Consider the following 20763-nt stretch of genomic DNA (forward strand, 5'->3'; position numbering starts at 1 on the left):
AGGGGCCGATGAAGATCACGCGACGCGCTGCACTGGCCGTTGTTGCCGGCGGCATTGCTTCGACCGGCATTGCCGCCGCGGCCGTATCGTCCTTCTCGGATGAGGATCTGGTCCGCGTCACGCTCGAGAAATATTTCGGCCCGCTCAATATGCGCATCGAGCATCTGCAACAGTTCGTGCTTGAATTCCGCAACCGTAATCCGTGGGTATTCCCGAGCGACAAGCTGGCGGATGCGGTGACGCTTTTGGAGACCGTGAGGCTCGACAAGGCGCGCGAATTGCTGCCCAGGCAGAAGCAGCAGGATGTCGGGAATTTCGAGCGCTGGGTCATCGCCGAGTTCCACATGCTGACCGACTACGCCTGGCGCAGCTCGCCCAATGATCCGATCCGCTTCACCGGCTGGCATCCATGCACCAATCCCTTTGCCAACCTTGAGCAGCAGAGTGCCTGACACTGCTCGGCGGCATACTCGCCGCCAAGCCAAGAAACGACTTGGCCAAGAAAAATGTGACAAGGAGCCGAACCATGAAAGTTCTCTTCGCAGGCGGCAACGGCTATCCGCCGCAATTCAGCGGCGGCGTCCAGTCGAGCACCCATCACCTGGCCGAACAGCTGATCGAACATGGTCATGAGGCATCGGTGCTCGCCGCTTTGTTCGGCCAGGGCATGTTTGGCTACAAGGCGCGCGCCAAGATGAAGCTCCTCGGCCAGCGCGCCGTCATCGACAGCTTCCCCGGCTATCCGGTGGTGCGCGCCTGGTTTCCCTGGGAAGCGGCGGCCTTTGCCGTCAAGAAACTGCAGCCGGACGTCGCGGTGGTCCAGTGTCATAAGTCGGTTCCGCTCGGCAAGGCGCTGGAGGCCGAGGGCGTGCCGCTGGTGGTCTATCTCAGGAACGTGGAATTCCATGAACTGGGCGGCGATCTGCGCGAGCTGAACTCGGCATCTTACATCGCCAATTCCGAGTTCACGGCGCGCACCTACAAGCGGCAGTTCGGCATCGATTCCACGGTGATCCCGCCGACCATCAATCCGGCCGCCTACAGCACGCCGACGACGGGCGAGTACGTCACCTTCATCAACCCTTACGAGGAAAAGGGCTTCGAGCTCGCTGTGCGCATCGCCGCGGCCTGCCCGGAGATACCTTTCCTGTTCGTCGAGAGCTGGAAGCTGGAGGACGATCACCGCGCCCGTGTCGCTGAGACGATCGCGCCCTTCTCTAACATCAAGCTCGAGAACCGCACCGACGATATGAAGACCCTCTATGGCCGCACCAGGATCCTGTTGGCGCCGAGCAAATGGGAAGAGGCCTGGGGCCGCGTCGCCTCGGAGGCCCATTGCAGCGGTATTCCCGTCATTGGCTCGCGGCGCGGCGGTCTGCCGGAGGCGATCGGCTCGGGCGGCGTCGTGCTGGATTATGACGCGCCGCTCGAGGACTGGGTCGCGGCGGTCAGGCGGCTGTGGAACGATCGTGAGGAATATGAACGGCTCTCGCAGGCGGCGCTCACTTTCTCGCAGCGCCCGGAACTCGATCCCGAGCGCCAGTTCGCCACCTTCTTCGCCTTGCTGGACAGGGCTGCCCGGCAGCGCGCCCGGCGCGCTGCATAGAATTTGCCAGACAGCGCGCTCGGTGCGCTGCTTAAAATTTGCGTAAGATTTTACTTACGCAGGCCTTTTGACGCGGCTTTTCAGCATTTCGTAGACGCGTTCGCCAAGCAGGGCGCGGGCGGCGGTCTTGAAGACCTTCTTTCGCCCGGCGGGCGAATTGATCTGCCTGAGCCGCGCCGGCAGGTTGCGCGCCGCCTGCTCCAGCGCCGGCAGGGAAAGCGCGTCGGGAAAGCTCACAATGTTGGTTTCGACACAGAGCACCGGCTTGCCCGACAGCTTGGCGATCTTGAGCGCCTGCTCATGCTCGCTCTCGATGAACAGGATGGCGTCCGACTTGCGGTAGAAATCAGCCTTGAAGCTGCCATGCGCGCCGAGCCGCTGCCGCTCGGCCTTGCTCGGCAGGTCGAGCATGATGAGGTGGTCGTATTTGATTTCGTGCTTTGCGAGCCATGCCTCGGTCAGCTTGCGGTACTTTTCCAGCCGGCTGGTCACCAGCCAGCCGATCTTGCGCGTCGGCCCGAGCAGCGGCCGCGCCTCGGCGAGGAATTTCTCGTAGGCCGGACCGTCGTCATTCTCTTCCTCGGTCGGATCGAGGCAAAGCACGCCGTCTATGTCGACGCAGCATTGCTCGAGGAAGACGTGGTGCATGAAATTCCACTGGAACATCCTGGGATGCGGCACGACCTCGAAGACGATGTCGGTTTCCTTGTGCTGCGACAGCAGCCCGAATACGGCCGCGTACACGAAATCGCCCTTGATGCCGGCGGCCGCGATCTTGCTGCGTGCATCGCGCATGGCGTTGCCGCCGCTGACGCTGTCGTCGATCACCAGGATCTTGCGCATTTCGGAATGTTGCCGGTCGAGCGCGGCGCGCCGCTTGGTGATCCCCGACGTGTAGATCTTGCCGGCGAGGAAGCTGTCGAGATCGGTCATCGGAATGTTCGCCGTCAGGCTGACCAGCGTCGCGGCGAGGATGCCGCTTCTCGGCACGCCGACCACCAGGTCGATGTCGCGCGGCAGCCGGTGCAGGTTCCGCGCGATCGCGTCGTTCATGTCTGAAATCGATCGGTAATTCATGCTGTTGCCTTACCCTCAAAAATCAGTGGTTTTGCGGCTGTCCCGGCTGCGGCCGGAATACCATCCGGTTGCGCCGGCAAGGTCATTTCGCCTCGCTGGGCGCGGGGGAAAACCCGCGCGCCGGGATCAGCCGCAAGGCCTCCCGAAGCGCCTCGCGGCCGGCGCCGAAGGCGAGCGCTACGATGATGGTGACGACATAGGACAGCACCGCGCCGCCTGCCAGGGCAATGACGGGCTGCGCCGGCAGCATCGGCTTGGCGAGCCAGACCAGCGCCAGCGCCAGATGCGCGCCGAGCACGAATGGGGTTGCCGCGTGCAGCACATGACTGGCCTTGAGCGGTCCGGCCTTGCCGACATAGAGCCAGAGGAAAGGCGTCCGCAGATATTCGCTGATCGCGTAGACGACCGCGACGCCGAGCGCGCCGTAGGGCAGGCCGATGGCGAAGGCCAGCACCGAGGTCACCGCGGTGATGATGCCCCAGCGCATGAAGTCGCCCGAACGGCCCTGGCTGACGAACAGCCATCCGGCCGGATTGTTGAGCGGCTGCAGCAGGCCGGCGAAACCCAGCGCCAGGAAGATGTTGGCGCTCTCGCGCCACTGCGGGCCGAGCACGAAGGGAATGAGCGTGTCCGACATGGCGGTGGCGAAGGCCACACCCGGCAGCGCCACCAGAAGGATCAGCGGCATGACCCGCAGATAGGCGCTGCGGTAGCGGTCCGGCTCGTCCTTCAGCCGCGAAAGCGCCGGCACCATCACTTTCGACAGCGGATTGGTGATCTGGCTGAGCGGGAATAGCAGCAGCTTGTAGGCGCGGTCGTAGAGGCCGAGTTGCGCCTCGCCCCAGTATTTGCCGATCAGCACGTTGTCGAGGTTGCGGGCGAAGAAATTGGCGAAGTTGAAGCCGGTGATGCCGGCCCCGAAATTGATCAGCTGGCTGATGCCCTCGACCTTGCGCGGCAGCCCGGGGCGCCAGCGCGAGGACGCCCAGTAGCAAAGCGTCGGCAGCACGGCGCCAGTCAGCGTGCCGGCAAAAAGCGCCCAATAGGAGCGGTCGATGAAGGTCCAGGCGATCGAGACGACAAGGCCGGAAACGGCGCTGGCGACGTCGATGATGGCGAGCCGGCTGAATTCCATGCGGCGCGTCAGCAGCGCCAGATGCTGGGCGCCGAGGCCATAGGCAATAATCTGCAGGCCGAACGCGGCAACCAGCCCCGTCACGCGCGGCTCGCCGTAGAAGGCAGCCACCAAGGGAGCCGCCGCGGCGAGCACGCAGGCCAGGATCGCGCTCACCGCCGTGTTGATCCAGAAAAGGTAGTTGACCTCCTCATGCCGGATGCCGGTTTTCTGGATCGTCGCCTGGGTCAGGCCGAAATCCTGGAACAGCGCGATGAAGGCAAGCACCGGCGCGCACATCGCCACGACACCGAAATCCTGTGGCGACAAAAGCCGCGACAAAACGATGACGGAGACGATCTGGGTAGCGACCCGCACGCCCTGCGCCATCGCGGTGACGACGGCGCCGCGCCCGACCGATCTGCGCAACGAGCCCTCGGGCGGATCGAATGCACTGGTTTCCAAATTCAGGAATCCCTGTTTTTGCACCGGCCCGACATCGTCGCGACCGGCGCCCGCCGCCATCCACAAACTACCGCAAGAGGTTTTTGCAGCGCAACAAAAAATGTGCGGCGTTTGCTACGCTGCACCAAAAATGTTGCGATGCAGCAAAAGCTGTACTAGCATCCTCTTTGGGTGGCGGGCCCAACTGCGGTCGAGTTTTATGCTGCATGTCTTGTACCTTGTGCATGACGTATCAGACCCGGCGGTGCGCCGGAGGGTCAAAATGCTCAGGGCAGGCGGTGCCAGGATCACCCTGGCGGGTTTCCGCCGCACTCCCAATCCGATCGCCGAGATCGAAGGTCTCGATCCGGTCGACCTCGGCCCGACGCGCGACGGCCGATTCGCGCAGCGCATCGGCGCTGTGGCCAAGGCCGCCATGTCGATCGGCGCCAAGTTCGCGGGCGTGGCGCGACCCGACCTGATCATCGCGCGCAACCTCGAGATGCTGGCGCTTGCCCGCCGCGCGAACCAGGCTTTCGGTGCCGGCGTGCCGATCGTCTACGAATGCTTGGACATCCACCGGCTGGTGCTGCGCAACGACCTGATCGGCAAGACGCTGCGCAGCGCCGAACGCCATCTCGCTCGCGACGTGAAGCTTCTGGTGACCAGCTCTCCCGCTTTCATCGCCAACTATTTCAAGCCGTTCGGGCAAATCGCCGCACCGGTCGAGCTGATCGAGAACAAATATTTCGACACCATGCCGGTGCCGGCCGACGGTCTGCCTGAGAAGGAGGGCCCGGCAGCGCCGCCCTGGCGCATCGGTTGGTTCGGCGCGCTGCGCTGCCACCGCTCGCTGGAGCTCCTGGCCGAATTCACCCGCCGGCAAAGCGGACGCTTCGAAGTGGTGCTCAGGGGTCGTCCGGCGCTGTCGGAATTCCCGGATTTTCACGCCTTCGTCGAGGCCGAGCCCTGGCTTTCCTTTGGCGGTGCCTATCGCAATCCGGAGGACATGGCAGCGATCTACCGCGAGGTGCATTTCTCCTGGGCGATCGATTTCTTCGAGCAAGGCCAGAATTCCGAATGGCTGCTTCCCAACCGCCTTTACGAAGGCTGCCGCTTCGCCGCCGTGCCGATCTCGATGGCGAGCACCGAAACCGGCCGGTTCCTCAAGCGGCAGGACATCGGCGTGCTTCTGTCGGAAGCCACTCCTGAAGGGCTCGACACCGCGCTTGGCCGGATGGACCAGAAACGCTTCGGCAAGCTGAAATCCCGCGTGCTGGCCCGCAATCCGAGGACCTGGAGCTACGACCGCGGCGATTGCCTGGCTTTCGTCGACAAGCTGCGCGCCCTGACCGCCGTTCGCGGAACCTTCGCGACCGAGGCGCTGGCATAGGATGGCTGAGAATGGACAAAAGCCGATGACGCGGACCACCGCATCAAGCCTGATCGTCATTCCGTGCCTCAACGAGGCCGCCCATATCGGCACGCTGCTAGGGCAATTGCGTCCGGCGGCGGCGCGGCTTGGCGCACGCATCGTCGTCGCCGATGGCGGCAGCACCGACGGCACGCAAGGCATTGTCGAAAGGGTTGCCGCCGAGGACCCGCGGGTCATGCTGCTAGCCAATCCAAAGCGCATCCAGAGCGCCGCCATCAACCTGGCGGTGGCGACGTTCGGCGACGACGCCGACTATCTCATCCGCATCGACGCGCATGGCGGCTATCCCGCCGATTATTGCGACCGGCTGGTCGAGGAGGCGATTGCAACAGGTGCCGATTCGGTCGTCGTCTCGATGCTGACCAGCGGCACGGGCGCGATGCAGAAGGCGGTTGCCGCGGCACAGAATTCCAAGCTCGGCACCGGCGGCTCGAAGCATCGCCACATGTCGGCGGGTGAATGGGTCGACCACGGCCACCATGCGCTGATGCGCATCGCCGCCTTCCGGGCGGTCGGCGGCTATGACGAAAGCTTCAGTCACAACGAGGACGCCGAGCTCGACCATCGCCTCCGACTGGCCGGCTACCGCATCTGGATGAGCGGCAGGACGCAGATGGTCTATTATCCGCGCTCTACGCTGAAGAGCCTCTTTTTCCAGTATCTCGGCTATGGCCGCGGCCGCGCCAGGAACGTGCTGAAGCATCGCATGATGCCGAAGCTGCGGCAGATGATCCCGTTGCTGGTATTCCCGGTGGTGCTGCTGACGCTCTTGTCTCCAATCTTTATGCTGGCGGCCGTGCCGTTTCTGATATGGGCGGCGGTCTGCCTTGGTTATGGCGTCCGGACCGCGATCAGCCAGCGCAATCTGGCCATCGTGCTGGCCGGCGTGTCGGTGATGGTCATGCATTTGGGCTGGTCCATGGGCTTCTGGCTGCAACTCCTCGGCCCGCAGCCATCGCGCGAGGCGGCGTGATGGCTGCAAAGAAGAACGGCAGCGTCGACATCTGCATCTGCACCTTCCGCAGGCCGGAGCTTGCAGACACGCTGCGCTCCATCGCCGCGCTGGAAAGGCCCGCCGGCCTCGAGATCGGCGTTGTCGTCGCCGACAATGACGACGAGCCGACGGCACAGTCGCAGGTGAAGGCCTTGGCGCAGGAGCTGAAGCTGCCGATCCGCTATCGCCACGCGCCAGCCCGCAACATCTCGATCGCCCGCAACGCCTGCCTCGATGCCAGCGTTTCGGATCTCGTCGCCTTCATCGACGACGACGAGACGGCCTCGCCGGGTTGGCTCGTCGAGCTTGTCGCAACCGCTAAGGCGACCGGCGCGACGGCCGTGCTCGGCCCGGTTCGCGCGACATATCGCCAGGATGCGCCGGACTGGATGCGCAAGGGCGATTTCCACTCGACCTTGCCCGTCTGGGTGCGCGGCGAGATCCGCACCGGCTACACCTGCAATGTCCTGCTCAGGATGACCGAGGAGAGCCTGCGCAACCGGCGTTTCAGCCTGGCGCGCGGCCAGACCGGCGGTGAGGACACCGAATTCTTTGACAGCATGGTCAAGGCCGGCGGATGCATCGCCTTTGCCCCGCGGGCCTTTGTCGACGAGGTGGTGCCGCGCTCGAGGGCTGCCTTCGAGTGGCTGCGCCGCCGCCGCTTCCGCTTCGGACAGACGCATGGCCACCTCATTGGACGCAACGTCGGCGGCCTGCGCCGCGCCGGCCAGGTCGGTCTCGCTTCGGCCAAGGCAGCCTATTGCTTCTGCATGGCGCTTTTGACCGCGGTCAGCCCTGTGCGACGGAACCGCAGCGTGCTGCGCGGCATTATGCATGTCGGTGTCGTCAGCGGTTTGGTCGGCGTCCGCGAAATCCGCCAATACGGCCTGAACCCACAGGAAGGGGACAAGCGTGCAGCCTGACGTCAGCTTCGTCATCGCCGCTTACAACGCCGAGGCGACCCTCGATCGGGCGATCCTCAGCGCAGTGGCGCAGCGCGACGTCTCCGTCGAAATCATCGTCGTCGACGACCGGTCGAGCGACCGCACGCTCGATATCGCGCGCGCCTATCCCGAGGACATCGTCAGGGTGGTCGCGCTTCCGGCCAACCGGGGTCCTGGCGGCGCCAGGAATGCCGGGCTCGGCGTAGCCCGCGGTCGCTGGATTGCCGTGCTCGATTCCGACGATGCGGTCCTTCCAGGCAGGCTGGCGGCGATGATCGCGCGGGCGGAAATGGCAGGTGCCGAGATCGCGGTCGACAATGTCCAGGTCGTACGCGAGGACGGCACGCCCGACGACATCATGTTCCCGACCACCTATCTCGAAGAACTCGCCGAAATATCTCTTGCCGACTACATCGCCGGCAACGTGGTCTTCGAGTCGCGCTTCAACCTCGGCTATCTGAAGCCGATCTTCCGGCGTCGTTTCCTGGACGAAAACCGGCTCCGCTACGACGAGGATCTGCGCATTGGCGAAGACTACATTCTTCTGGCGAGCGCGCTGGCAAAGGGCGGCCGTTGCGTGGTGGAGCCGACCGTCGGCTATGTCTACCACATCCGCACCGGCTCGATCTCGCGGGTGCTCGAATTGCACCATGTCGAGGCGATGGCCAAAGCCGACGCAGCCTTCGCCGCCGCGCATTTCATGGACGAAGGCGCCAAGGCGGCCTTCGCCAGACGCGGCCGCAGCCTGCGCAAGGCGGCCTCGTTCCTGTCATTGGTTCAGCACATCAAGGCGCGTGCGCCGCTCAAGGCGATCCGCACGGCGCTCAGCGATCCGGCCGCGGTCAGGCACATGAGCATGCCGATCGCGGTTCGGCTGAGAAGGGTTGCGGCACAGTTTGCCGTGGGCATGGGGAGGTGAAGCATGCGGGCGCATGGAATGCGGTTTCATAGCCAGCGATAGGTAAAAATCGATCTCCGCAGAAGGAATAAGCGATGCAGAAAGTCAGGAAGGCAGTCATACCGGTGGCGGGGCTCGGAACGCGGTTCCTGCCGGCGACCAAATCGATGCCGAAGGAAATGCTGCCCGTCGTCGACAAGCCTGTCGTGCAATATGCCGTGGACGAGGCGTTCGAGGCCGGGATCGAGCACATCGTCTTCGTCACCGGCCGCAACAAGGCGGTCATCGAAGACTATTTCGACCTGCATCCTGAACTGATCGGAACGCTCGAGCAGACCGGCAAGAAGGCGCAGCTCCAATCGCTGGAGAGCCTGCTGCCCGTGGCCGGCGCCACCTCCTTCATCCGCCAGCAGTCGCCGCACGGCCTCGGCCATGCCGTATGGTGCGCGCGCGATGTGATCGGCAACGAGCCGTTCGCGCTGCTGCTTCCCGACATGGTGTCCTTCGGCGCGCCGGGCTGCCTCGCCGAAACCGTCGATCTCTATCAGCGGACCGGCGGCAACGTCATCGCCGTCGAGCGCTGCGATCCTTCGGAAACCGGCAAATACGGCATCGTCGGCCGCGGCACCGAGGTGGCCTCCGGCTTCGAGGTGACCGCCATGGTCGAGAAGCCGGCTCCCGCCGACGCGCCGTCGAACTTCTACATCAACGGCCGTTATATCCTGCAGCCGGAGATATTCGCCCTGCTCGGCACCCAGCAGCGCGGCGCGGGCAACGAGATCCAGCTCACCGATGCCATGGTTCGCCTGGCCGAGAGCCAGCCCTTCTATGCTCAGCCTTTCAACGGCCGCATGTTCGACTGCGGCTCCAAGGAGGGCTTCATCGAGGCCACCATCGCCTTTGCCCTGGCGCGCGACGACATGAAAGGACCTGTCTTCGAAATGCTGCAGCAGTTCGTCCGGTCGCACGAGCGCCGGGAAGTGGCCGCATAATGCCCATTTTTTGGGTGCATATGCGAATTCGCGATGGCGTGACAGCCGCGCAAGCGCTTGGCCTTTCTGGCCAGGCGCCCCATGGCACGGATGTTGCGTGGTCTTTTCTGGTAACGACGCCACTCTTCGAAGGCCGGTAGCGCCTGCAACCTGGAATTGGACCGAAGATGAATTACGCCAACTTTCCTCTCGACAAGAGGATGCCATTGCCCAGCACCGAACCGGAAAAGGGTGAAGATTTCATCGACGTCGAGCGCCTGCTTGGCATGGCGGCCCGGCAGGCCAAGGTGGTGGCGGTCTGCGCCGTCATCGGCCTGTTCCTGGGTCTGATTTATCTTCAGACGACGCCCAAGCAATACACGTCCTTTGCGAGCGTGCTGATCGACGAGGGCCTGAACAAGGTCGTGGACGACATCTCGGCGGTCAGTGCCACGCAGCAGACGGACGCGACGATCCTCAGCCAGATCGAAATTCTCAGCTCCGCGCGACTGGCGTCGGAGGTGGTCGACAAGCTGAAGCTCGATCAGAACCAAGAGTTCATGAACCCGCCGCAATCGGCTTTGGCCAAGGGTGTCGGGTTCCTGCGCGGTATCGTTGCCTATTTTCGCGGCAGCGCGGCCAACGAACTCCCTGGGATCGAGAATGTGGATGCCGCAACGCGCGAAGCCATGATGAAGGCCGCGACCCATGACTATGCGGTCCTCGTTCTGCAAACCGGATTGATGGCGGATCGCAACGGCCGCAGCAACGTCATTACGTTGGGCTATCAGTCGACGAATCCGGCCCTCGCCACGGCCATCACCAAGGCCTATGCCGACGCCTATCTGGCTGATCAGCTCAATGCCAGCTTCGACGCCACCGAGCGCGCGGCTGTCTGGCTGCAGGGCAGGCTGACCGAACTGCGCCAAAGCTCGCAGGCGGCCGCCATGGAGGTCGAGAAATTCAGGGCTGAGCACGGGCTGTCCGCAAACAGCGACGGCCAGCTGATCAGCGGCAAGCAACTGTCCGACCTCAACGCCCAGCTCATCATCGCGCAGGCCGATACGGCGCGCGCCAGCGCCCGCTACCAGCAGTACAAGGCGATCGTCGACAGCGGCTCAGAGAATGCTTTCAACGATTCGGCGATTGCATCCGATCAGCCGAGCAGCTCGGTCATCATCGGACTCAAGACGCGTTATCTCGCCGTCTCCAAGCGGCTGCAGGATGTCGAGGCGAATTTCGGCAAGGACCACCCGCAGGCGGTGGCGCTCGCCAGGGAAAAGGCCGATGTATCGGCGCAGATCTTCGGGCAGTTGAAGCAGATCACCGAAAGCTATCGCAACGACTTCCAGGTGTCGCAGGCGCGCGAGGCCGAACTCAGGCAGAAGATCACGACCGCTGCCGGCCAGAGCTCGGTCGACAATGAGTCGCAGGTGAAGCTGAGGGAACTGGACCAGCAGGCGCAGGCGCTCTCCACGCTCTACCAGACCTTCCTCAGCCGCTACCAGGAGGCCTCGCAGCAGCAGTCCTTCCCCGTCGGCAAGGTGCGCATCATCTCGGACGCGAACATGCCTCTTGCCGCGTCAAGCCCCCGCACCATCAGGGTTCTGGCGCTCTCGCTGGTGCTCGGCCTTATGCTCGGCGCCGGTTTCGGCGGCCTGAACGAATTCAACGAGCGCTTCTTCCGGACCGGCGAGGACGTTCGCGACCGCGTCGGCCTGAAGTTCCTCGGCTATCTGCCGACGATCGGCGGCGGCAGGGCCAAGGAGGCGAAGCCGGACGACTTGCCGGCCGACGGCAAGGTCGCCAGCCTGTCGGCCGCCGAGAAAAGGGCGCGCATGCGGGTTAGCCTCGATGCGCCGGCCTCGATGTTCGCCGAGACACTCCGCAACGCCAAGATCGCGTTCGATGTGGTGATGGAAGACAAGGACAGCCGGGTGATCGGCGTCATCTCGGTCCTGCCCGGCGAAGGCAAGTCGACGGTTGCGGCAAACCTCGCCGGTCTGCTCGCCGCCAATGGCGCCAAGACGTTGCTCATCGATGGCGACCTGCGCAACCCCGGCCTCAGCCGCAGCCTCGGCATGGAGTCCGAGCACGGGCTGATGGAAGCAGTGGTCAACGGGCAGACCTGGCAGTCGGTCGGCAAGGTCGACCGCCAGACCAAGCTGGCGATCATCCCCGCCGTGCTGCGCGGCCAGTTCTCGCACACCAGCGAGCTTCTGGGCTCGGCCGGCATGCGGCGCTTCATCGAGAACGCCAGGGAGACGTTCGAATACATCATCGTCGACTTGCCGCCGCTCGGACCGGTGGTCGACGCCAAGGCCTTCGCGCCGCTGGTTGACGGCTTCGTGCTCGTCACCGAATGGGGCCGCACGCCGCGCGCCATGGTGCGCTCGATGCTGGAACAGGAACCCTACATCGCCGACAAGATCGTCGGCGCGGTGCTCAACAAGGTCGAGCTGAAGAAGCTGGCGAAATACGGCTCGCTTGGCGGTTCGGAGAAGTTCTTCGACCGCTATTCGAGCTACTATCTGGAGAAGTCGGAATCGCGCGCCAAGCAGGCTGCCTAAAGCAATTCCAGGAAAAGTGCGTAGCGCTTTTCTGTCCGGAATTGCGCCGGGATAAAGAGATGGAGCGGTTCTGCGTTTCCGTGAAATAACGAACCGCTCTATCGGTGACCATCGCGCGCCCGAGACGAGGATTGATGCGCGATAAGCGAGACAACGGCCTCACGGACCCAGCGTTGGCCGCTGTGGCCGTGACTGCGCTCATGCCACACCATTCCCACGGCAAAGCCTTCAACGGGAAATGGACAGTCTATGATTTTAAGCTTGTCCGCACTGTCGCGTACCAGGCGTTCTGGGACCAGTGCAACAAAGTCCGAGTGAGATACGATCTCGGGGACGAACAGGAACGAAGCCGCGGAGAGCACCACGTTACGCTTGTGTCCGAGAGCGGCCAACGCACTGTCCACCGGCGTCACGAAGCCGCCGCCATCCAAGGACACGATCACTTGCTCTAGTTTGGCGAATTCAGCGACGCTGATTTCTTCCCGCAGCCGTGGATGCTTCCGGCGACCGATGAGCACATAGCGCTCATCGAACAGATGTCGGGCGCGAAGACTTGGCGGGGCCGCTTGCGGCGTCATCAGTGCCAGATCCACATCACCGCGCGCCATCTGCGCTTCCAACTGCGACATGTCCAGATTGCGTATCGCGACGCGAACACCGGGTGCTCGCGTCCTGAGCTCCACAACAAGCGGCTTGATCACCGCTGCTTGCAGATAGTCTGTACAAGCGATTGCGAAGGTTAGCTTGGCCTTCGTCGGATCGAAGTTCTTATGCGAGGTGAGCGTGGCGCGAACTTGATCAAGGGTTTGGCGCAACGGACCGAGCAACTCCATTGCTTTAACCGTCGGCGTCATCCCTCGCTGGGCGGGAATTAGCAATTGGTCGTCGAACTCGTGCCTGAGACGGTTTAACTGGGCGCTGACTGCTGGCTGGCTCAGATGCAGTCGGGCAGCCGCCTTCGTGACGTTCCGCTCGATCAGCAGCGTCTCCAGGGTAACCAACAGGTTGAGATCCAGGCGCTTGGTATCCATGGAGCGGATAGTAGCCGAATATTTCTACGATTTCAAAAATAGCTTGGAGCAGTCGAGACTTCGTGGTCAGGGCCGCGCCGACCGTCGATCAGGCGGAGGCGGTTTCCACCCTCAGACCGGGATGATTAGCATGATACAAGCCGATACTTCCAAACCTCTGATCAGCGTTGTTGGTGCCTCGAGTAAGCAAGGTCGCAGCGTCGCCAATTCCCTGCTCGACAGTGGGCGCTACCGGGTACGCGCCCTGACGCGGCGCCTCGACAGCCAACCTGCGCAAGCCTTGGCGCAGAAGGGTGCCGAAGTCGTGGCGGCACCGCTTGAACTCGGTAGGCAGGCCGAACTGACCGAGGCACTGAAAGGTTCGGCCGGGGCATTCCTGATGACGCCGCCCATCGTCAAGGTGCCGCCGGCGGAACCCGAACTCAACCTCGGCAAGGAGTTGGCCGATGCGGCGGTGGCGGCCGGCGTGGAACACGTGGTGTTCAGCGGGCTCGAAAATGTCGAAGCGATCACCGGCGGCACCAAGTGGGCGCCGCATTTCACGGACAAGGCGAAGGTAGAGGACTATATTCGCGGCTTACCTGTCCGCAGCTCGTTTGTTTACCTGGCGTTTTATTACACCAACTTCCTGGAGTACTACGTGCCGCAAAGCGAGGAGGACGGCATAACGTTCGCCATATACTTGCCGCCGGACATCCCCATGCCCTTCTGCGATCCGCTCACCGCGGCCGGCCCGGCGGTGCGCGAAATCTTCGATCATCCGGCGCGATACGCCGGCGAAGTCCTGCCGGTAATCGGCGAGTTTATCTCGGCGCGGCAAATGGTGGACACGTTTGTGCAAGTCACCGGAAAGCCAGCGCGCTACGCCTCTGCGTACTCGCGCGAAGACTTGTTGCGCCACTTTCCGAGTTTCGCCGGCAACGAGCATCTCGTGCGCGAGTTGGTGGGTATGGTCGAATACTGCGTCGAATATGGCTACTACGCCCCCGAGCGCGATCTGACCTGGAGTCGGAAAATCGATCCGAATGCACTGACTTGGGAACAGTTCCTCAAGCGCAGCAAATGGCAAGGCGATCTGCTGTCCTATGGCGCCGCCGCCGAGGCCGAGCTTGCGCCGACCTGAGAGCGGCGAACGCTCCAGGGCCCTCTCCCTAATCGCCGGAAGATAGCAGCCGTCCATATTTGCCGACGATCCTGAGGGCGGTCAGCCGACCGCTCTGGAAGGCGCCCGTGTCGATGCCGAGCCGGCGCCCATCGAGTGTCGGAGCATCCACGATCGTATGTCCATGCACGACCCAATGATCGAGGCGATGCGCCGCCGCCAGGAAATCCGATCGGATGTTGAGCAGGTCGGCCTCGTCCTGGGCTTCGAGCGCGATCCCGGGCCGGATGCCGGCGTGCACGAACACGAACTCATCCGAGCAGACCATCACCGGCAGCGTGCGGAGGAAGCCGATATGGCCGGCAGGAATCGTCTCGCGGATGCGCTCATCGACCTCTTCGCTCGAGGCGTAGAGATTGGCGAGATGCGCCGGATCGATGCCATAGGAATAGAGGGTCTCCCGTCCGCCGACCGCGAGCCATGGCTCCCGCGACAGGGAGCCGTCGAGATAGGCGAGCATCGCCACTTCGTGGTTCCCGGCTAGGCAGACGCGCAGGAAGCCTTTTGGCGGCGGCGCCATCAGATGCTCGAGCACGCGGCACGAATTGGGCCCGCGGTCGATATAGTCGCCGAGCATGATGATGACCTTGCGGCCACGGAATAGCTGCGCGTCGAGCAGGATCTTCTGTTCGAGCGCGCGCAACTCGTCATAGCAGCCATGCACGTCGCCGATCGCGTAGACCACCGTGTCGCGCATATCCATCACCAGCCGTTCGCGCGGCAAGGGTCGGGGTCGTCTCGATCGCTGGAACAGGCTCACGGATTGAGGCTCGGTATTCGAATTTAGATCGCGCCACGGAGCGTGGACTAAGCCTCGATATCACGCCGAACGCAAACAATTCCACACCGGCCGGCGATGCATTGCCGACGCGAGGACCGGACGCTGTTGCTGACTTAATGCATGTCGCGCAAAAGTGTGCAGCGGTTTTGCGAAAACGACACGCATAAAAACAAAGACCTAAAGCGCGTCGCCTGAATCCGTTTCAGTGCGACGCGCTTTAGGCGGCTTTCAACCGGTAGCGGAAGAGCGTGTGGTCGAGCAGCAGGCGGATGCGCGGCTCGGCCTCGGCCGCCACCAGCCAGCTTGCCGCGATCATGGCCGCGCCGACGATCGGGATCGAGACGAGGTAGGGCACGCCCGCCCGGATCAGGGCGCCGAGCACGGCCGCGCCGACGACGTCGTGGATGAGGTAGAGCGGATAGGTCATCAGCCCGATCCGGCGCCAGCCGCGCCAGGAAAGATCGAGGCGCAGCGACCAAGCCATCAGCGCCACCGCGGCCAGGAAGATGATGATCGGCGGCGCGTAGGGCATCGCGGCCTCCACCTTGATGCTGTGCACGTCGACTGAGCTGACGATCTGCAGCGCGCCGCCGGCGAGGAACAGGCCTGAGAAGCCGAGGCGCGGGATGGTCACCGCCTTGAAGTGCATCAGCCACAGCAGCACGCCGACGGCGAAGAAAGCGCCATGATGCACCAGGGTGAGTTGCAGCCAGCGCGTTTCGGCAAGATCGGACCAGTCGAAGAGAAAATAGGCGCACCAGAACAGCGTGCTGACGAGACCGATGACAACGGCGACGGCTTCCATCAGGTCGAATCGGCCAAGCCTGAGCAGGATCCAGACGATGGCGTAGAAGGCGATCTCGATGCCGAGCGTCCAGTAGACGCTGTCCACCCATGGCTCGAACGGCACGAACAGCGCCGTGCGGGCAAGCCGCACTACGGCGTCCGTCGGCCAGGAGAGGCCGACGAGCAGCAACACGATCGCCGAGATCGGCGCGCAGACCCAGACGGCAGGCGCCAGCCGCCTCACGCGCGCCTCGAAGAACTTGAGTGGAGTAGAATTCTCGGCGCTGAAGGCGATGACGAAGCCGCTGATGACGAAAAACACCTGCACGCCGACCCAGCCGGAGCCGACGAAGGCCATTTCGGGATGGGCTGGGATGCCGCCGGTCGAGCGCGCCGAGACGCCGTCGGGAAATGCCCATACCCAGAAGCCATAGTGATAGAACATCACCATGACGGCGGCGAGGAAACGCAATATGTCGACGCCGCCGAATGTCATCTTGTGCTGAGCCATGCCGTGCCTTCGGAATGGCCCCCCACGCTAACTTTACGGACTGTTGCTGCATTGCACAACAGTCGATTGCAGTGCGGGATGAATTCGTACAAGCGCCTGACGTCGCAAATCATCGGCGCTTGCGAAGCAGCCTAAAGCGCGTCGCGATCTTTCAGATACGCTCCGTGATTTTGATTTTACGCAAGTCTTTGTCCCGAAACCGGTTCCCACTTTCGGGAGACATGCTTTAAAGCCCGATGCCGCGGCTCTTCAGCGCCGCCGTGATCTCGTCCAGGATCACGGGGTCGTCGATGGTCGCCGGCATGGTCCATTCTTCCTTGTCGGCGATCTTCTGCATCGTGCCGCGCAGGATCTTGCCGGAGCGCGTCTTCGGCAGCCGCTTGATGGTCACCACCGTCTTGAAGGCGGCGACCGGACCGATCCGCTCGCGCACGAGCCCCACCACTTCGCTTTCGATGGCGCCGGTATCGCGCGACACACCGGCATTGAGCACGACGAAGCCGAGCGGAACTTGACCCTTCATCGCATCGGCGATGCCGATGACGGCGCATTCGGCGACGTCCGGATGCGCGGCCAGCACCTCCTCCATCGCGCCGGTCGAGAGACGGTGGCCGGCGACATTGATGATGTCATCGGTGCGGGCCATGACATAGAGGTAGCCGTCCTCGTCCATCATGCCGGCGTCGGCCGTCTTGTAGAAACCGGGGAACTCCTCGAGATAGGCTTGACGGAAGCGGGCATCGGCATTCCAGAGCGTCGGCAGGCAACCCGCCGGCAGCGGTAGCTTGACCACGACGTTGCCGAGTGTGCCGCGCGCCACCTCATGGCCGGCATCGTCGAGAATGCGAATATCGTAGCCCGGCATCGGCACGCCCGGCGAGCCGTATTTGACCGGCAAAAGTCCGAGCCCGGCGGGGTTGATCGTCATCGGCGAGCCGGTCTCGGTCTGCCACCAATGGTCGATCACTGGACGGTTGAGCTTCTGCTCGGCCCATTTGATGGTCTCGGGGTCGGCGCGTTCTCCGGCGAGGAACAGGGTGCGGAATTTCGACAGGTCGTATTTCGGCACGAACTCGCCCGTAGGGTCCTGCCCCTTGATGGCGCGGAAGGCGGTCGGCGCGGTGAACAGCGCGACCACGCCGTGCTCCGAGATCACCCGCCAATAGGTGCCGGCGTCCGGCGTGCCGATGGGCTTGCCCTCGAAAAGCACGCTGGTGCAGCCGTGCAAGAGCGGCCCGTAGACGATGTAGGAATGGCCGACCACCCAGCCGACATCGGAAGCCGCCCAGAACACTTCGCCCGGCTTGACGCCGAACTCGTTGTCCATCGTCCATTTCAGGGCGACCATATGGCCGCCATTGTCGCGCACGATGCCCTTCGGCTGCCCGGTCGTGCCGGAGGTGTAGATGATGTAGAGCGGGTCGGTGGCCAAGACCGGCACGCAGTCGACATTGGCTCCCGCCGCCCGCTCGCGGGCAACTGCGTCGGCATAGTCGAAGTCGTAATTGTCCTTCATCTCGCAGCGCAGTTGCTCGCGTTGCAGGATCAGGCAGGCGTCGGGCTTGTGCCTCGACATCTCGATCGCCCTGTCGAGCAGCGGCTTGTAGGCGACGACGCGTCCGGGCTCCAGGCCGCAGGAGGCGGTGATGATCAGCTTCGGCTTGGCGTCGTCGATGCGGGTGGCGAGCTCATGCGAGGCGAAGCCACCGAACACCACCGAATGCACGGCGCCGATGCGGGCCGAGGCGAGCATGGCGATGGCCGCCTCTGCCACCATCGGCATGTAGATGATGACGCGGTCGCCCTTGGTGATGCCCCGGTTCTTGAGCACGGAGGCGAGCGCGACCACCTCGCGCTTCAATTCGGCATAGGTGAATTTCCGGATCGTGCCGGTGATCGCGCTGTCATGGATCAGCGCCAACTGGTCGGCGCGGCCGCCCGCCACATGGCGGTCGATGGCGTTGAAGCAGGTGTTGCAGGTGGCGCCGGTGAACCAGCGGCCGTAGACGCCGGCCGTCGGATCGAAGACGCTTTTGGCCGGCGAATACCAGTCGATCGCCTTGGCCGCCTCGGCCCAGAACGCTACGGGGTCGCGTTTCCAGCCCTCATAGACTTCGCGGTAGCGTGAGGCCATCGACTTTCCTCCCCAGGAACATTTTCGTCGTCTGGCCATAGCCTAAGCCGCTTCTCACGGCCATGTCTTCCTGCATTTTGGTCGACGTCGCTTGGGAAATTTGTCCTGGCGGCGCTTCCGCTTGGAGCGCCGTTCGACCGGTCGCGGATTGAAAGCCGGCTTAGAGCGGCAATGCCGCCAGCATCAGCCCGACGCCGCCGGCGATCAGAATGGCGGCCGCCAATGCCTTCCGGGGGCGCTCGAATGCCGTCGGAGGCCGATCCCAGTTGTAACGCATACTGTCCACTCCCCCGAAAACCCCGGCGGACTCTTAGCTTACTTAAGGGAAAGATCGCAACCCTGACGGGAAGCGCCAACTTGACAGCCGGCACAGCCCGCCGTCATCCTCGCGCGTGGATTTTTTTCTTGGGGGATTTTGATGAAGAGAACTTACGAAAAGCCGGTACTGGTCAAGCGCGAGAAGCTGTCGAGTGTGGTCGCGGGCGGCTTGAGTGGCCCGACGGGTGTGACCGGCTGATGACCCTGCCTGCCTGACATCAGGCGATGGACAGCGCCCTTACGTCGCGCTAATTGCACTTCGGCAAGGGAGCGGGCGCATGGTCGAAATCGCCTCTGAAATGGTTCTGCGGCTGGCGGAGGACGCCTCCGTGCAGCATGTCGGCGACGGCGCCGTCGTGCTTCTGGCGCGCAGCGGCCAGCTCTACACCTGCAACGGCACCGCCGAAGCCTTCCTCGACAAGGTCGACGGCGAGCGCAGCCTCGACCAGATCGTCGACCTGTTGTCGGACGAGTTCGAAGTCGACAAGGCCACGCTCGATGAGGATATCGCCGCCCTTGCCGCAGAGCTGGTGGCCGAAGGCATCCTCGCCGACCCGGGCGCGTAATGGCCGACGGACCGTTCCTGCGCACCCTGTTCCGCACCCATCTGTGGCTGAGCGCCCGCGTGCTGCCGGTACTGGTCGCCCGGCGCGATTTCGAAAGCGTGCTGAAATTGGCGCCATTGCAATTGCCCGCACCCTATCGCGGCCTGCCGTGGAGCTACATCGTCGCTTGTGTCAACCGCACGGTCCGGCACCCCTGGGTCATGCGTGATCGCAGATGCCTGAGGGAGGGGCTGCTCGGTTTCCGCTTTCTGCGCATGGCGGGTTTCGACCCCGACCTCCACTTCGGTGTCGATGCCAAATCGATGCACGAGCCGCGCCTGTCGGCGCATTGCTGGGTCTGCCTCGACGGCAAGCCGGTGGTCAGCGACAGCCTTCCCGACATGGTTGAAATCTACCGCCATCCCGGCGGCAGCGTGAAGGCGCGCGCCGCTTGACCGGTCCGGGAGCCACCTTCTGCTATGACCTCAACGGCCAGGTCATCGGCATATCGGCGGAGCGCACCGAGCTCTGGCCGAGCTTCGACCTGATGCTCGGCGCCTTGCGTGTCGATGAAGCGGTCGAACCCGGTTTTCGCATCGATATCCTCGAAACGTCGGCGCTGCCGGAAAACCCGGAAGGGAAGCTGGCTTTCGACGGCGATATGCCGCTGGACGGCCATTGCCGTATCATCGACGCCGGAGACGTCTTCCATTTGGTCTTTCCCGGCCTCCAGACGGCCTCGATCCATGCCGATCAGGGCTCGGCCGAAATCCGCGTTCATCCCGACAGCAAGGTCAAATGGACGCTGCTGATGATGGTGCTGGACGCCGCGCTGGATGCGGGCGGGCAGCACATGCTCCATACCGCCGGCCTGACGCTGCCCGAACGCGAGGCGCTCGTGCTGATCCACGCGCCGAGCGGCACCGGCAAGTCGACGACGTCAATGGCGCTGGCATCGCGAGGCTTCGGCCTTTGCTCGGACGATGTCATGATCCTCAGCGCGACACCTGATGGCACCTTGGCCTGGGGCATGCCGCGGAAGGTGAAGATCCATCGCAACACCGCGGCGATGCTGCCATTCCTCTCCCCCTGCCTTGGCGACACATGGGACGCGGAGGGCGAGCAGGCCGTCTCGCTGGAGCGCCTCGGCGAGATCATCCGCGTCGAGGAGGTTCGTGCCAGGCCGGTCGCGGCGCTCTTGCATCTGGCGCGCTCGGCCGACGGCCACACCCGACTCACGCCCTTGGCCAGGACCGATGCGATGGTGGCGCTTGCCACCGACAATGTCAGGACCGGCATGACCGGCCTCTTGCCGATGCAGAGACGGCGCATGGCGTCGATCGCGGCACTGGTCAAGGCAGTCCCGACCTTTACGTTGGAAGTCGGCTCTAGCCCGGCGGACGCGGCGGCGTTGATCCGCGCCGTGCTGGCTCGGGCCTAGA

General features: G+C 63.7%; 19 protein-coding genes. 13 read left to right on the forward strand and 6 right to left on the reverse strand.

All coding sequences use genetic code 11. From position 1 onward, the window contains the following. Nucleotides 1-8: 8 nt before the first annotated feature. Nucleotides 9-452: a hypothetical protein gene (locus AU465_RS19090; protein ID WP_192251151.1), complete on the forward strand. Its 444-nt coding sequence runs from the start codon at nt 9-11 to the stop codon at nt 450-452. A gap of 74 nt (nt 453-526) precedes the next feature. Continuing rightward, the gene (locus AU465_RS19095; RefSeq protein WP_192251154.1) at nt 527-1606 is read left to right on the forward strand and encodes a glycosyltransferase; all 1080 of its coding nucleotides are present in this window, start codon (nt 527-529) and stop codon (nt 1604-1606) included. 54 nt (nt 1607-1660) lie between these two features. Here the strand turns inward: AU465_RS19095 and AU465_RS19100 are convergent, their stop codons facing one another. Together AU465_RS19100 and AU465_RS19105 are read right to left on the reverse strand one after the other, a co-directional pair. Continuing rightward, entirely contained in the window at nt 1661-2683 is a 1023-nt protein-coding gene (locus AU465_RS19100) for a phosphoribosyltransferase (RefSeq protein WP_192251157.1), read from the reverse strand. An 82-nt stretch (nt 2684-2765) separates the two neighbouring features. Then, a complete protein-coding gene (locus AU465_RS19105) occupies nt 2766-4262 on the reverse strand; it encodes a lipopolysaccharide biosynthesis protein (protein ID WP_192251160.1) in 1497 nt (498 codons plus the stop codon). Nucleotides 4263-4461: 199 nt separating this feature from the next. On the opposite strand from AU465_RS19105, the gene AU465_RS19110 reads away from it, so the two are divergent. The 6 genes from AU465_RS19110 to AU465_RS19135 all read left to right on the forward strand — a co-directional run bounded on the left by AU465_RS19110 (nt 4462) and on the right by AU465_RS19135 (nt 12053). Further along, nucleotides 4462-5634 (forward strand): glycosyltransferase family protein, encoded by a 1173-nt coding sequence (locus AU465_RS19110; RefSeq protein WP_192251163.1) that lies wholly within the window; start codon nt 4462-4464, stop codon nt 5632-5634. Nucleotides 5635-5659: 25 nt separating this feature from the next. Further along, a complete protein-coding gene (locus AU465_RS19115; protein WP_192251167.1) occupies nt 5660-6649 on the forward strand; it encodes a glycosyltransferase family 2 protein in 990 nt (329 codons plus the stop codon). Next, entirely contained in the window at nt 6649-7593 is a 945-nt protein-coding gene (locus AU465_RS19120; protein ID WP_192251170.1) for a glycosyltransferase family 2 protein, read from the forward strand. The genes AU465_RS19115 and AU465_RS19120 overlap by 1 nt, the downstream gene beginning before the upstream one ends. Further along, nucleotides 7583-8533, forward strand: coding sequence for a glycosyltransferase family 2 protein (locus AU465_RS19125; RefSeq protein WP_192251172.1), 951 nt, complete (start codon nt 7583-7585; stop codon nt 8531-8533). Before AU465_RS19120 ends, AU465_RS19125 begins: the two co-directional genes overlap by 11 nt. Before the next feature lie 74 nt (nt 8534-8607). Then, nucleotides 8608-9504: a UTP--glucose-1-phosphate uridylyltransferase GalU gene (galU, locus tag AU465_RS19130; RefSeq protein ID WP_192251174.1), complete on the forward strand. Its 897-nt coding sequence runs from the start codon at nt 8608-8610 to the stop codon at nt 9502-9504. Nucleotides 9505-9671: 167 nt separating this feature from the next. Then, nucleotides 9672-12053: a polysaccharide biosynthesis tyrosine autokinase gene (locus AU465_RS19135; RefSeq protein ID WP_192251176.1), complete on the forward strand. Its 2382-nt coding sequence runs from the start codon at nt 9672-9674 to the stop codon at nt 12051-12053. A gap of 98 nt (nt 12054-12151) precedes the next feature. Here AU465_RS19135 and AU465_RS19140 read toward each other — a convergent pair whose 3' ends face one another. Continuing rightward, complete coding sequence (locus AU465_RS19140) at nt 12152-13084, reverse strand: LysR family transcriptional regulator (RefSeq protein ID WP_192251178.1); 933 nt, start codon at nt 13082-13084, stop codon at nt 12152-12154. A gap of 130 nt (nt 13085-13214) precedes the next feature. Between AU465_RS19140 and AU465_RS19145 the strand changes: the two genes are divergently transcribed. After that, entirely contained in the window at nt 13215-14207 is a 993-nt protein-coding gene (locus AU465_RS19145) for an NmrA/HSCARG family protein (protein WP_192251180.1), read from the forward strand. Nucleotides 14208-14235: 28 nt separating this feature from the next. Here the strand turns inward: AU465_RS19145 and AU465_RS19150 are convergent, their stop codons facing one another. The 3 genes from AU465_RS19150 to AU465_RS19160 form a co-directional block, all read right to left on the reverse strand. Further along, nucleotides 14236-14970: a metallophosphoesterase gene (locus tag AU465_RS19150; RefSeq protein WP_312891290.1), complete on the reverse strand. Its 735-nt coding sequence runs from the start codon at nt 14968-14970 to the stop codon at nt 14236-14238. A gap of 274 nt (nt 14971-15244) precedes the next feature. Further along, nucleotides 15245-16324, reverse strand: a complete 1080-nt coding sequence (locus AU465_RS19155; protein ID WP_192251185.1) for an acyltransferase family protein — start codon at nt 16322-16324, stop codon at nt 15245-15247. A 226-nt stretch (nt 16325-16550) separates the two neighbouring features. Then, nucleotides 16551-18458, reverse strand: a complete 1908-nt coding sequence (locus AU465_RS19160; protein ID WP_192251188.1) for a propionyl-CoA synthetase — start codon at nt 18456-18458, stop codon at nt 16551-16553. Nucleotides 18459-18876: 418 nt separating this feature from the next. Between AU465_RS19160 and AU465_RS19165 the strand changes: the two genes are divergently transcribed. The 4 genes from AU465_RS19165 to AU465_RS19180 all read left to right on the forward strand — a co-directional run bounded on the left by AU465_RS19165 (nt 18877) and on the right by AU465_RS19180 (nt 20762). Then, a complete protein-coding gene (locus AU465_RS19165) occupies nt 18877-18975 on the forward strand; it encodes a putative RiPP precursor (protein WP_192251191.1) in 99 nt (32 codons plus the stop codon). 79 nt (nt 18976-19054) lie between these two features. Continuing rightward, a complete protein-coding gene (locus AU465_RS19170) occupies nt 19055-19342 on the forward strand; it encodes a PqqD family protein (protein ID WP_192251193.1) in 288 nt (95 codons plus the stop codon). Continuing rightward, complete coding sequence (locus AU465_RS19175) at nt 19342-19776, forward strand: lasso peptide biosynthesis B2 protein (RefSeq protein ID WP_192251197.1); 435 nt, start codon at nt 19342-19344, stop codon at nt 19774-19776. The genes AU465_RS19170 and AU465_RS19175 overlap by 1 nt, the downstream gene beginning before the upstream one ends. Continuing rightward, nucleotides 19773-20762 (forward strand): serine kinase, encoded by a 990-nt coding sequence (locus AU465_RS19180; RefSeq protein ID WP_192251200.1) that lies wholly within the window; start codon nt 19773-19775, stop codon nt 20760-20762. The genes AU465_RS19175 and AU465_RS19180 overlap by 4 nt, the downstream gene beginning before the upstream one ends. Nucleotide 20763 lies beyond the last annotated feature (1 nt).

Origin of the sequence: Mesorhizobium silamurunense, assembly GCF_014843905.1 — a bacterium.
GTDB lineage: Bacteria > Pseudomonadota > Alphaproteobacteria > Rhizobiales > Rhizobiaceae > Mesorhizobium > Mesorhizobium silamurunense.